Annotated in this window: 11 protein-coding genes; 1 reads left to right on the forward strand and 10 read right to left on the reverse strand. The window is 58.6% G+C overall.

Translation table 11 applies throughout. From position 1 onward, the window contains the following. Positions 1-303 precede the first annotated feature (303 nt). The 8 genes from AACY11_RS25555 to AACY11_RS25590 all read right to left on the reverse strand — a co-directional run bounded on the left by AACY11_RS25555 (position 304) and on the right by AACY11_RS25590 (position 10,262). The gene (locus AACY11_RS25555) at positions 304-1,788 is read right to left on the reverse strand and encodes an APC family permease (RefSeq protein WP_339466173.1); all 1,485 of its coding nucleotides are present in this window, start codon (positions 1,786-1,788) and stop codon (positions 304-306) included. Positions 1,789-1,945: 157 nt separating this feature from the next. Continuing rightward, the gene (locus AACY11_RS25560) at positions 1,946-3,370 is read right to left on the reverse strand and encodes a gamma-aminobutyraldehyde dehydrogenase (protein WP_339496002.1); all 1,425 of its coding nucleotides are present in this window, start codon (positions 3,368-3,370) and stop codon (positions 1,946-1,948) included. Positions 3,371-3,525: 155 nt separating this feature from the next. Next, a complete protein-coding gene (locus tag AACY11_RS25565; protein WP_003222021.1) occupies positions 3,526-4,335 on the reverse strand; it encodes an ABC transporter permease in 810 nt (269 codons plus the stop codon). Further along, entirely contained in the window at positions 4,325-5,260 is a 936-nt protein-coding gene (locus AACY11_RS25570) for an ABC transporter permease (protein ID WP_339434044.1), read from the reverse strand. The genes AACY11_RS25565 and AACY11_RS25570 overlap by 11 nt, the downstream gene beginning before the upstream one ends. A gap of 1 nt (position 5,261) precedes the next feature. Then, on the reverse strand, positions 5,262-6,299 hold the full coding sequence (locus AACY11_RS25575) for an ABC transporter ATP-binding protein (RefSeq protein WP_339466174.1): 1,038 nt from the start codon (positions 6,297-6,299) through the stop codon (positions 5,262-5,264). Positions 6,300-6,521: 222 nt separating this feature from the next. Next, positions 6,522-7,673: a putative ABC transporter substrate-binding protein YdcS gene (gene ydcS / locus AACY11_RS25580; protein WP_339434046.1), complete on the reverse strand. Its 1,152-nt coding sequence runs from the start codon at positions 7,671-7,673 to the stop codon at positions 6,522-6,524. Between the two features lie 83 nt (positions 7,674-7,756). Next, positions 7,757-9,214 (reverse strand): gamma-aminobutyraldehyde dehydrogenase, encoded by a 1,458-nt coding sequence (locus AACY11_RS25585; protein ID WP_339496005.1) that lies wholly within the window; start codon positions 9,212-9,214, stop codon positions 7,757-7,759. Positions 9,215-9,347: 133 nt separating this feature from the next. After that, a complete protein-coding gene (locus AACY11_RS25590) occupies positions 9,348-10,262 on the reverse strand; it encodes a LysR family transcriptional regulator (RefSeq protein WP_221729866.1) in 915 nt (304 codons plus the stop codon). 177 nt (positions 10,263-10,439) lie between these two features. On the opposite strand from AACY11_RS25590, the gene AACY11_RS25595 reads away from it, so the two are divergent. Continuing rightward, entirely contained in the window at positions 10,440-11,159 is a 720-nt protein-coding gene (locus tag AACY11_RS25595) for a tellurite resistance TerB family protein (protein ID WP_339496003.1), read from the forward strand. Between the two features lie 17 nt (positions 11,160-11,176). Here the strand turns inward: AACY11_RS25595 and AACY11_RS25600 are convergent, their stop codons facing one another. After that, positions 11,177-11,845, reverse strand: coding sequence for a hypothetical protein (locus tag AACY11_RS25600; protein WP_339496006.1), 669 nt, complete (start codon positions 11,843-11,845; stop codon positions 11,177-11,179). A 557-nt stretch (positions 11,846-12,402) separates the two neighbouring features. Further along, a complete protein-coding gene (locus AACY11_RS25605; protein WP_339496004.1) occupies positions 12,403-13,206 on the reverse strand; it encodes a hypothetical protein in 804 nt (267 codons plus the stop codon). Positions 13,207-13,395: the final 189 nt, after the last annotated feature.

Genomic DNA, 13,395 nt, shown 5'->3' on the forward strand with positions numbered 1-13,395 from the left:
CACGGCGTAGGAAATGGGGCTTTCTCCGGAAGGTTGTGTCTGTAGGAAATGCCTGTTTTTGCAGCTCTTGCTGCGAAACCATCCCTGTACCGAAGATTTTCCTTTATGAGTTAGCAACCGGGAAAACGGGAGAAGTAATTCTGTGAGCAAAGATGAAGCGAGAGGTAAAAAGAGAAAGGTGATCGATCTGGATCGCTTCGAAGCTGTCAGAGGTAAAGCGGAGATCAAATGGCGTACAGATGAATTGATGAGAGTGCTTCGGGGAGACCCCGGAATCAAATCTTGATTCCGGGGTGATTCTTCTTAGCGACTCACCTTCCAGGCATCCCCGGCCGGCGCCTTCCCATGGTCATACGGCTTGCCAATCCACATGTAAACCAGGCCCAAACCAATCACGATTACGGTGCTCAACACCATCGCGTAGTTCACATACCAAGCCGCATCCGGCGTGCGTGGCCAGGCCATGTTGATGATCGCGCCAACGCCATACACCAGTGCGCCGATATTCACCGGCCAGCCCCACACGCCGAGGGTGAATTTGCCGCTGGGTTTCCAGCCTTTCATCCGCGCATACAGGGCGGCCAGCACGATCATCTGGAACGCGAGGTAGATGCCGATGGCGGCGAAGCTGACGATGGTGGCCACGGCGTCTTGCAGGAAGAAGCCGAGGACGATGATCAGGGCGGGCAGGACGCCGGCCACGAACAGTGCAGCCACCGGCACCTGGGTCGTAGGAGAAAGCTTTTTCAGCAGTCGGCTGCCGATGACCATTTCATCGCGAGCGTAGGAGTACAGCAGACGGCTGGCTGCCGCTTGCAGGCTGATGACGCAGGAGATGAAGGAAATCATCACCACGCCCATCACCACTTTCGAACCGACCGGGCCGAAGGCGTTGTTGAGGATGGTGGTGACCGGGTCTTTGTCGGTGCCATTGATCACCGCTTGCATGTCCGGCACGGCGAGGATCAGCGCCAGGCAGGCGAACATTGCCGCGATGCCGCCGATGTAGATGGTCATGCGCATGGCCACCGGGATTTTCTTGCTCGGGTTCGGGGTTTCTTCGGCGACGTCGCCGCAGGCCTCGAAGCCGTAGTAGAGGAACATCCCCGCCAGCGATGCAGTGAGGAAGGCTGGCAGGTACGAGCCGTCGACGCTGATGTCGAAGGTGTTGAACAGCACGCTGAGCGGCTGGTGGCGTTCGAAGATCAGCAGGTACACGCCGACGATCACCGCGCCGACCAGTTCGCAGAGGAAGCCGAACATGGCGATGCGCGCCAGCACTTTGGTACCGCTGAGGTTGACCAGTGTGGCGAACAGGGTCAGCACCAGGGCGATGACGATGTTGGTGTTGTTGTTTGGCTCAAAGCCCATCATGGCGGCCAGGTACGGGCCGGCGCCGACCGCCACGGCGGCAATGGTCACGCACAGGGCGATGGAGTAGATCCAGCCGACCATCCACGCCCATTTCTTGCCCACCAAGCGGCGCGCCCATGGATAGACGCCGCCAGAGATCGGGAACTGCGACACCACTTCGCCGAAGATCAGGCACACCAGCAACTGACCGCAACCGACCAGCAAGTAGGCCCAGAACATCGGTGGCCCGCCTGCGGCCAGACACAGGCCGAACAGGGTATAAACCCCTACGACCGGTGACAGATAAGTGAAGCCCAGGGCGAAGTTTTCCCACAGGCTCATGCTGCGATTGAAGTTGGAGGTGTAGCCCAGTTGGCGCAGTTGTTCGGCATCGCTGTCGGCAACGGCGGCTGAGAGATAGGGTGATGCACTCATGTGTGTTTGCTCCGTGAAATCGGCAGATTTCGGATGGCCGAGGCCGTGGCGGGGCCTAAGGGCGCCGCCCGGTTCGGTAGTTATTGTTTTGGAGTCCTGGTGGTGCGTAGAGCCGGTTTCTGCCTTGAAGCCGGGGTGACGCGAAGCTTTTAAAGGCTTAGTGCTTGAACATCACATGCCGAACCGTGGTGTAGTCCTCCAGCCCATACATGGACATGTCCTTGCCGTAGCCAGACAATTTCTGACCGCCGTGAGGCATTTCGCTGACCAGCATGAAGTGCGTGTTCACCCAGGTGCAGCCGTACTGCAACCGCGCGGACATCCGATGCGCGCGTCCTACATCCGCAGTCCACACAGAGGACGCCAAGCCGTAGTCCGAATCGTTGGCCCACTCCAGCGCCTGCGCTTCATCAGTGAACTTGGTCACCGACACCACCGGCCCGAACACTTCGCGGCGGACGATTTCGTCGTCCTGCTGCGCATCGGCCAGCACGGTGGGTTCGAAGAAGAAACCATTGCCGTCCACAGACTTGCCACCCGTGATCAAACGGATGTGCGGTTGCGCCACGGCACGCTCGACGAAACCGGCGACGCGGTCGCGATGTTGCGCAGTGATCAGCGGCCCCAGTTCGGTGGACGGATCATCCTGCAAACCGTACTTGATGCTGCTGACGGCCGCGCCGAGCTTCTCCACAAACTTGTCATAAATGCCTTGCTGCGCGTAGATCCGGCAGGCCGCGGTGCAGTCCTGCCCGGCGTTGTAAAAGCCGAACGTACGGATGCCTTCAACCGCCGCATCGATATCGGCGTCGTCGAAGATGATCACCGGCGCCTTGCCGCCCAGTTCCATGTGCAGGCGTTTGACGCTGTCGGCGGTGCTGGAAATGATGTTCGAGCCGGTGGCGATGGAGCCAGTCAGCGAGACCATGCGCACTTTCGGATGAGTCACCAAAGGACTGCCAACGGTAGGCCCACGACCAAACACCAGATTGAGTACGCCGGCCGGGAAAATGTCCGACGCCAGTTCGGCCAAGCGTAACGCGGTCAGCGGGGTTTGTTCCGACGGCTTGAGCACCACGGTGTTACCGGCGGCCAGTGCCGGGGCGATTTTCCAGGCGACCATCATCAACGGGTAGTTCCACGGCGCGATGGAGGCGATTACGCCGACCGGGTCGCGACGGATCATTGAGGTGTGGCCGGGCAGGTATTCACCGCCGGCCGATCCGCTCATGCAACGACTGGCGCCGGCAAAGAAACGGAACACGTCGGCAATCGCCGGGATCTCGTCATTCAGCGCGGCGCTGTAGGGTTTGCCGCAGTTGTCGGATTCGAGTTTCGCCAACTCCTCGCCGTGGGCTTCGATGGCGTCGGCGAGTTTGAGCAGCAGCAAGGAGCGGTCTTTCGGCGCGGTTTGCGACCACTCGGCAAAGGCGTTGTCGGCGGCACGCACGGCTGCATCGACCTGGGCTTCGCTGGCTTCGTTGATCTCCACCAGCACTTCACCGAGCGAAGGGTTGAGCACCGGTTGCGCCGGGCCTTCGCCGTTGACCAGTTGGCCGTTGATCAAGAGTTTGGTTTGCATGTTTTTGTCCTCTTTGAAGCCATTGTTATTTTTCAGAAGAAACCGGGTTCAACGGTGGCAGCGGGCTTGCTCGCGAAAGCAGTAAGGCAGCCAACATCAATGTTGAATGTGCTGGCCTCTTCGCGAGCAAGCCCGCACCCACAGGGGGGGGACGTTTACTTGCCGCCACTCCCCGCCACGCTTTCGCCACCTCGGGTCAGGTAATAGGCACCCAGGATCGGCAGCATGGTCACCATCATCACCAGCATGGCGACGACGTTGGTCACCGGCACATCCCGTGGCCGGCTCAGTTGATTGAGCAACCACAACGGCAGCGTGCGTTCATGCCCTGCGGTGAACGTGGTGACGATGATTTCGTCGAACGACAGCGCAAACGCGAGCATGCCGCCGGCCAGCAACGCCGAGCCGAGGTTCGGCAGGATGATGTAACGGAAGGTCTGCCAACCGTCGGCGCCCAGATCCATCGAGGCCTCGATCAAGCTGTGCGAAGTACGGCGCAGACGGGCGATGACGTTGTTGTAGACGATCACCACGCAGAAGGTCGCGTGGCCGACGATGATGGTGAACATCCCAGGCTCGATTCCCAGCGTTTTGAACGTCGCCAGCAACGCAATCCCGGTGATGATCCCCGGCAGCGCAATCGGCAGGATCAGCATCAGCGAGATGCCCTGTTTGCCGAAGAAATCACGCCGGTACAGCGCCGCCGACGCCAGCGTGCCAAGCACCATCGCGATCAACGTGGCGATGGCTGCAATCTGCAGCGATAGCTTGATGGCCTCCAGCACGTCCGGCCGCGAAAACGCCACACTGAACCAGTGCAGGGTGAAGCCCTTCGGTGGAAAGCTGAACGCGGCCTCTTCGGTGTTGAAGGCGTAAAGGAAGATGATCAGGATCGGGAAGTGCAGAAACACCAACCCGCCCCAGGCCGCGATGCGCAGACCCAGTGAAGCGCGCTCAGAGTGCATCGAAGGCCCCCAGTCGTTTGACGATGGACAGGTAAACCGCAATCAGAACGATGGGCACCAGAGTGAACGCCGCTGCCATCGGCATATTGCCAATCGCGCCTTGCTGCGCATACACCATGCTGCCGATGAAGTAGCCCGGCGGACCCACCAGTTGCGGCACGATGAAATCGCCCAGCGTCAGCGAAAACGTAAAGATCGAACCCGCCGCAATCCCCGGAATCGACAGCGGCAAAATCACTTGCATAAACGTCTGGCGCGGCTTGGCGCCAAGGTCGGCAGACGCTTGCAACAGCGACGGCGGCAGACGTTCCAGCGAGGCCTGAATCGGCAGGATCATGAACGGCAGCCAGATGTAGACGAAGACCATGAACCGCCCCAGATTCGAGGTCGACAGGGTGCTGCCGCCCACGCCCGGTATGCCCAGAATGAATTGCAAAACCGGCTCCAGCCCCAAGTGCTGAACGAACCACTGCGCCACGCCCCCCTTGGCCAGCAACAGCGTCCATGCGTAAGCCTTGACGATGTAACTGGCCCACATCGGCATCATCACCGCGATGTAGAAAAACGCTTTGGTCTTGCCCGTGGTGTAACGCGCCATGTAGTAGGCAATCGGGAACGCGACGAGGGCGCTGGCCATCGACACGGCAATGGCCATGCTCAGCGTGCGCAGAATGATGTCGAAGTTCGATGGCCGCAACAGCGCCGCAAAATTCGCCAGCGTCAGGTCCGGCGTCACCGCCATGGTGAAGTCGTCAAAGGTATAGAAACCCTGCCACAGCAGCACCAGCAGCGAGCCTAGATAGATCGCGCCGAACCACAGCAGCGGTGGCACCAGCAACATCAACAGGTACAGGTTGGGCTTGCGATAGAGCAGGTTGGAAAACCTGCGCAACGGTGGCGATGGAGTCGTCGCGAGCGTGCTCATCTCACACCCCGCTCGCAACGGTGTCGTGCAGCGTAATCATCGCTTCACGCGCCCAACGCGCACTCAAGCGCTGGCCGGTCTGGTGCTGCGCGCTGCTGTCGATCCACTGATTATTGGCGTGGCTGATGCTCAGGGTCTGGCCGTTTTCCAGCGTCAGTTCATAACGGGTCGCGCTGCCTTGATACTGGATGTCGTGGAGCAAACCGCTGACTTCTATTTCGTGACTGGCCAGCGGGCCCTCGGCGAAACGCACGTGTTCCGGTCGGATCGAAAACGGCTGCGGGTGTCCGCTGAGCTGGCGCGCCAGATCGCCACGAATCACGTTCGAGGTGCCAACGAACTCGGCGACAAACGTGGTGGTCGGTTTCATGTACAGATTGCGCGGCGTGTCGACCTGCTCGATGCGGCCCTTGTTGAACACGGCGACGCGGTCGGACATTGATAGGGCTTCAGTCTGATCGTGGGTCACGAAGATGAAGGTGATGCCGAGTTGGCGTTGCAGCTTTTTCAATTCGCTTTGCATCTGCTCGCGCAGTTTCAGGTCGAGTGCGCCGAGTGGTTCATCGAGCAACAGCACGCGAGGGCGATTGACCAAGGCGCGGGCCAGGGCGACACGCTGTCGTTGACCACCGGACAACTGCACCGGTTTGCGCACGCCGTAGCCGCCGAGGGCGACCATGTCCAGGGTTTCTTCGGCGCGCTTATGGCGCTCGGCTTTGCCTACGCCTTTGACCTTCAAACCGTAGGCAACGTTATCCAGCACGTTCATGTGCGGGAACAGTGCGTAATCCTGAAATACAGTGTTTACATCGCGTTGATACGGCGGCAGACCGGCCGCTTCGGCGCCGTGGATGCAGATCGAACCGGCGCTCGGTTGCTCGAACCCGGCGATCAGTCGCAGGCAGGTGGTTTTGCCCGAGCCGGAGGGGCCGAGCATGGAAAAGAACTCGCCGTCCTGGATATCGATGGAAACCCGGTCAACGGCCTTCACTTCGCCGAACTGCCGGGAAACGTTGGTGAACTGGACTGCAAGCGTCATGGTGCGGTGCTCCAAAAAGGCGAAAGCCGTCGCAGCGGCCCTGCCTGGACTTCTGAAAAAGCTGAAACGTTTTGCGGTTTGCTGGTGTTGGTGATCCCGATGTGGGAGCGGGCTTGCTCGCGAACGCGGTCTATCATTCGGCATGGGGGCTGGCTGACACACCGCTTTCGCGAGCAAGTCGCACCGCCGCTCCCACAGGGGGGCGCGGCGTCAATTCAAAGACTAGCGACCGCCCATGATCGCGATGTAATCCTGCGTCCAGCGGCTATACGGCACGAACTTGCCGCCTTCTGCTTGCGGAGTTTTCCAGAAGGCGATTTTGTCGAACTGGTCGAAACCGTTGGTCTTGCAACCTTCGGCGCCGAGCAATTCGCTCTCCTTGCACGCCGCTGGCACCGCCGGCAACGAGCCGAACCACGCCGCCACATCACCCTGGACTTTGGGCTTCAGCGACCAGTCCATCCATTTGTATGCACAGTTGGGATGTTTGGCCTCGGCGTGCAACATGGTGGTGTCGGCCCAACCGGTGGCGCCTTCTTTCGGAATGGTCGAAGCGATTGGCTGCTTCTCGTTCACCAGGCTGTTGACCTGATACGGCCAGGCGCCCGACGCGACCACGCCTTCGTTTTTGAAATCGCTCATCTGCACCGTGGTGTCATGCCAGTAGCGGTGGATCAGCGGCTGCTGCGCCCGCAGTAAATCCAGCACGGCTTTGTACTGCGCCTCGGTCAGTTGATACGGATCCTTGATGCCCAGTTCAGGCCGGGTCGATTTCAGATACAGCGCCGCATCGGCGATGTAGATCGGGCCGTCATAGGCCTGCACACGACCCTTGTTCGGCTTGCCGTCGGGCAAATCCTGCGCGGCGAACAGCACATTCCAACTGGTTGGCGCAGTCTTGAACACGTTGGTGTTGTACATCAGCACGTTCGGGCCCCACTGATACGGGGTGCCGTAGGTCTGTTTATTGACCACGTACCACGGCGCATCTTTCAGGCGTGGGTCGAGGGTCTTCCAGTTCGGGATCAACGCGGTGTTGATCGGTTGCACACGCTTGCCGACGATCAATCGCAGCGAAGCATCGCCCGACGCGGTGACCAGGTCGTAACCGCCCTTGGCCATCAGGCTGACCATTTCGTCAGAGGTCGCGGCGGTCTTCACGTTGACCTTGCAGCCGGTTTCCTGCTCGAAACCGGTCACCCAGTCGTAGGCCTTGTCGCTCTCGCCACGTTCGATGTAGCCCGGCCAGGCGACGATATCCAACTGCCCTTCGCCGGCGCCGACAGCTTTCAGCGGTTCTGCCGCTTGCAGGCTGGCGCTGGCCAGCAAGGCCGTGGTGATTGCACTGAGCAGTGCGGTCTTGTGCACGAACATGGTTGAACCCTCTTCTTTAAATTATGGTCGGGGCAGTTGTGAACGCGGTGAAGCATGCCGTTGGCGTCTTGTTATTAGCGTAGTCAGAGATGCTGGCCGTGGCGGGCCATGATGTGCCGCACCACGCTGTAGTCTTGAAGCGAATCGCTGGATAAGTCTTTGCCGTAACCCGAGCGTTTCAGCCCGCCGTGGGGCATTTCGCTGACCAGCATGAAATGGCTGTTGATCCAGGTGCAGCCGTATTGCAGGCGGGCGGCAACCTGCATCGCCTTGTCCAGATTCTGCGTCCACACCGACGAGGCCAGGCCGTATTCGGAGTCGTTGGCCCAGTCGACGGCCTGCGAGAGTTCGTCGAAACGGGTCACGGTCACCACCGGGCCGAACACTTCGCGTTGAACGATTTCGTCGCTCTGTTTGCAACCGGCCAACAGCGTCGGTTGATAGTAGAAACCGGCACCGGAATGCACGGCCGCACCGGTCACGCGTTCGATGTGCGGCTGGCCAAGGGCGCGCTCGACGAAACTGGCGACGCGGTCACGCTGGCGGGTGCTGATCAACGGGCCGATCTCGTTGTCGGCATCGCGTTTGCCAGCGAAGCGCAGGCTGCTGACGGCGGCGCCGAGTTCGGCGACCAATTGGTCGTGAATCCCGGCCTGTGCGTAGATCCGGCAGGCGGCAGTGCAGTCCTGCCCGGCGTTGTAATAACCGTAGGTGCGCACGCCGTCGACCACAGCTTTTAGATCAGCGTCGTTGCACACGATTACCGGGGCTTTGCCGCCAAGTTCGAGGTGAGTGCGTTTCAGGGTTTTCGCGGCGGCCTGGAGGATTTTCTGGCCGGTGACGATATCGCCGGTCAGCGACACCATGCGGATTTTCGGGTGACTGACCAAATGGCTGCCGACGCCTTCGCCACCGCCGCAGATGATGTTGATCACCCCACGCGGGAGGATCTCGGCTAGCGCAGGCGCCAGTGCGAGGATCGACAGCGGCGTGTGTTCGGACGGCTTGAACACCAGCGTGTTGCCGGCAGCGAGGGCCGGGGCGATTTTCCACGCGGCCATCATGATCGGGTAATTCCACGGCGCGATCGAGGCGACCACGCCAATCGGATCGCGACGGACCATGCTGGTGTAACCCGGTAGGTATTCGCCGCTGAGCTGGCCGGTCTGGCAGCGCACGGCACCGGCGAAGAAGCGGAACACATCGACGGTCGCGGTCAAATCGTCCTGACGCGCCAGGTGCAATGGCTTGCCGCAGTTCAGCGATTCGAGGCGGGCGAGGTGATCGGCGTGTTTTTCGACGGCGTTGGCGATGTCGAGCAACAGGTTGGAACGTTGCTGCGGCGTCGTGCGCGACCATTGGGCAAAGGCCTGGTGGGCGGCGAGGATCGCCGCTTCGACCTGCTCGGTGCTGGCCTCGGCAATGTGCGTGAGAATTTCGCCGGTGGCCGGGTTGAGGATCGGCTCGACAAAACCTTCCCCGGCGACCAGTTGGCCGTCGATCAACAACGCGGTACACATCGGGGTCTGCGCGCCAGCCATTTTCCGCGATCTCTTTTCTTGTGTGGTCATTGTTGCTCCCTCTGTCACCGGGAGCCGACCGTCTTATAGATGCAGCAAGACTAGTGCGCGGCTCCGGGGTCGACAAATTCTAAATACTGAAGGTGGCATTCGATTAAATAGATGGCTTGCGCCCGCCGTGGGGTTGTTCGCGAGCGACGGTCAGGAATGGGTCGACCAATGCTGGGCGCGCAGTGCCACGGCGCCAGGCCAGGCCGACGTCGAGGGTCTGGTTGAGGTCGGCGATGGGGCGGGCTTCGATGATGTCGCCCTCCAGCGACCACGGGCGATAGGTCATGTCCGGCTGGATCGACACGCCCAGGCCCGCTGCGACCAGACTTCGCACGGCCTCGGTCGATGCGGTTCTCAGAGTGATCTTCGGTTGCAGTCCGGCGCCCTGCCATAGACGTTGAGCGTTGCTATCCATTTCGTCGACGTTCAGTTGAATCAACGGCTCGCGAGCGACGTCGGCGAGATTGATGCTGTCGTGTTCCAAAAGCGGATGCTGCGCTGGCAGCCACAAACGGTGGGGCGAATGGGTCAGCACCTCAGTCTGCAAGGCATGACGGTCTTCGAGGTTGGAGAGTATCAACACCCCGACATCGATCTCGCCGCTGACCAGCAAGTGCTCAATGTAGGGGCGTTCGTCCTCCATCACTCTTATTTCAACGTTGGGATAGGCACGCTGGAATCGGGTGAGCAGATCCGCTAGGTAATAACCGGCGACCAGACTGGTCACACCGACGATCAACTGCCCGGCGACCTGATCGGTGCTTTGCTGGAGGCTACGTTTGGCATTGTCCACAGTCGCCAGAATCAGGTGAGCCTGGCGTAGGAATTGATGACCCTGATGTGTCAGCGTCATGCCCTTGGCGTGTCGGCTGAACAGGCTAACGCCGATTTCCTCTTCCAGTTGCTGGATCGCCAGGGTCAGGGTCGATTGGGAAATGAACGCCGTTTGCGCGGCGGCGGAGATCGAGCCGGTTTCGGCCACGGCGATGAAGTGACGGATCTGACGCAAGGTCATCATGGGAAGGGTACCCAGTGGGCGGTTTTTATAGATTGGCTGGAGTGTATATCTATTTTCGCGAACGCTTTGCGCCTACTGAGCAACATCTGGAAGCACACTCGCAAACAGGGCAGGGGCACTTTCGAACTAGGCTGAGGGCCTTATAGATCCGGATAACCCCTGTTTTGGAGGCGGAACATGAACACCCGTGGATTGCTCGATCAACTACTCAAATCCGGCCAGGATCTGTTGCAGAACAAGGCCGGCGGGTCGCAAAACAAAACGGCTGCCGGTGGGTTGGGCGGCTTGCTTGGCGGATCGTCCGGCGGTAGTGGCCTTGGCGGTCTGCTGTCGGGTGCCGGCGGTGGCGCACTGGCGGCAGGCGCCATGGGCCTGCTGCTCGGCAACAAGAAAGTGCGCAAGGTCGGTGGCAAAGTCGCAATCTACGGCGGCCTCGCCGCACTCGGCGTGCTGGCCTACAAAGCCTACGGCAACTACAACGCCCAAAAAGGCACCGCCCCGCAAACCGAGCCACAAACCCTCGACCGAGTGCCACCCGCGCAAGCCGAACAACACAGCCAGGCAATCCTCAAAGCCCTGGTCGCCGCCGCCAAAGCCGACGGCCACATCGACGATCGCGAGCGGCAATTGATCGAGGGTGAATTCACCAAGCTCGACAATGATCAGGAACTGCAGCACTGGCTGCACGCCGAACTCAACAAACCCCTCGACCCGACCGACGTCGCCCGCGCCGCGAGTACGCCGGAGATGGCGGCTGAGATGTATATCGCCAGCGTGATGCTGGTGGACGAGGAGAGCTTTATGGAGAAGAGCTATCTGGATGAGTTGGCGCGGCAGTTGAAGTTGGAGCCAGGGTTGAAGGTGGAATTGGAGAGGCAGGTTCGTCAGTTGGGCTGATGCCTACCTCTACCTCTTCAGGGCCGATGCACATCATCAAAATCATCGGCCTTGGGGGTGGCAAATATACCTTTCGCTTCTTGGGATCGGTAATACGCCTCAATTGTTAAAGATGGGTCAATACGTGCTTTAACAATGCATGGTTTTTGTTGCCATGGATATTCTTCGAGCTGCTTGCTCAGCGCTTTGGAGCCCGTTGCCAGCCAGGCTTTTTCCGATTGATCTCGCCATCGTCGTGGGTTACGGCCGGTTTTTACGTCGTAGGCGGCGGTTACCGGGTCCAGGTGACGACTTTGCTCAAGCACCGGCAGGTCCGGCAGCGGTTGTGTGACGTCCATGTAACGTTGCAGGCAATCCCAGAAGGCCAGCGCATTCGGCTGGTCGAGGCCCAGGGCGTGGACTTTGGTGGCCAGACAAATCTTGTTGTCGGTGTAGCGGTGATGAAGCCACAGGGCATAGTCATGGGAACCATAACCGCTGGGTAGCAGTTGCAACACCGGGTCAAACTCTTCAAAAGGTGCAACGAAGAGTCGACGGAAACGCCGCTTGAAGCGGAGCATTCCGTCGAGGCGATTGAACTCGCTTCCGTCGTGGGTGCTCATTCTGCCGTACAGCCACAGCAGGCTATCAGTCCCGACAGTTGCTACGAAATAAAGAAATGTGCCTAGCCAGAGGCAAACTTGCATGCTGTCAGTTCCAAAAAGTGAACCATATCTCCATAGAACGGTACCGGCGAAAATTACGAAACCGCCGATTTGGATCTGATGCACCAGTTTTTTGCCACTCATGAATAGCGCAAGTGAAATATACATGGCAGCCACGACAGCTATGCATCCAATTAACATATAAAACGCATTAACATCGCTTCTCCCTGTGTTGGGGGCGAACTCAGTGACTATTCCGAGTCCCCAAACAGCTGATACGAAAGAGATACAAATTAATTTAAGTATAAATAGTAGATGTGGAATCTTAGTGGTGCTTTGAAATTGCCAGCGGCTCGCGCTGCAGTATATATTTTCAGTGTGTCCCGTCTCCCGCTGTCGGCGATATGCTGACTGCTCTTTACTCTCTAATTGGGCAGTGACTTCCATTTCTGGCTCTAGGTATGCGTAGTGACCAAAAGCAAGATGAGTATCAAAGGTACCTGAACGATTGAGGTCTTGTGCCGATTTGGGTGGCGGCAACGCTTCTTGGTTGTTGCTGTAATATGCACTTACAGCATATGGAGTGTCCAATTTAAATGTCATACAGGGAGCTCAGTGGTTTCAATTTGCCAATAGGGGGGTGTTTCATTTACAGGCAGATTGTCTGGCGGTAGTCGACGGTTTGACGGTGAAAATGCTGACCAGTTTTTAGGGCTGGGCTGGGGTAAAATCAAATGCTCGTCTTGCTGATCTGAGCTTAATTCAAACTGAGCACTAATTTTTAAACCTTGAGTTACCCGAACATTATAACGCTCTAGGGGGCTAAGCTGAATTATGGGTAAGCTTGCGGGGACGATGTAAAGCACGCTAGTCGAGTCCAACGAAAGCGCTGCTACCTTAGGCGCTGCAGCGGGTACACGATGGTAGCGTTTTACGTCGAAAAGACCGTTAATTCGCAAGCTACTTTGGAACTCTTGAGCGATCAATTGAAATTGCTTGGCATTCTCGAACATTGACAATAGTGGAGAGCTGAGAACTATAGCCCAGTCCTGATCGTCTAGGGCTTGTTTCTGAGGTACAACGCATTGAAGCCCCGAAGTTGGTATTGGCGAGCGATCATGATCCGCTTGTTCTAAAGCCTTGCGGTGCGCTACGGGTGCTTTTTTTCGCCATTCGGCCAACCGTTGTACGAATATTTGTGGTTTTCCGATAATGCCGAGTAGTTGCTGATAGGCAACCTGCGGATCCTTCAAGTGAGAAAAACGCTGACCATTGCCCAAAGCATGATCCAGCATTCCCGCTTCGGCAAATTGGCTACCGAATGGGCCTTTTTTCACCACTATCTCCATGTCACTGTCGGTCAACAGATTGGCAGCGATAGTACCTCCTATAGCCAGAGCCATGCCGACAACCAACGCATACGGATTAATAACGACTCCGAAACCATAAGCTGCCCATATACCGCTGGACTTGCCCCTACCAAACCGGACACCAACTCCCCGTTAAATTGATGCTGCCGCTAAGCGCCTGAACTCCCTCGGAGAGCGATAGTTCAAGGCGCTGTGTGGATGCTGCTCGTTGTAGTGCTCGAA

Origin of the sequence: Pseudomonas sp. RA_105y_Pfl2_P56 (assembly GCF_963970845.1) — a bacterium.
Lineage (GTDB): Bacteria > Pseudomonadota > Gammaproteobacteria > Pseudomonadales > Pseudomonadaceae > Aquipseudomonas > Aquipseudomonas baetica_A.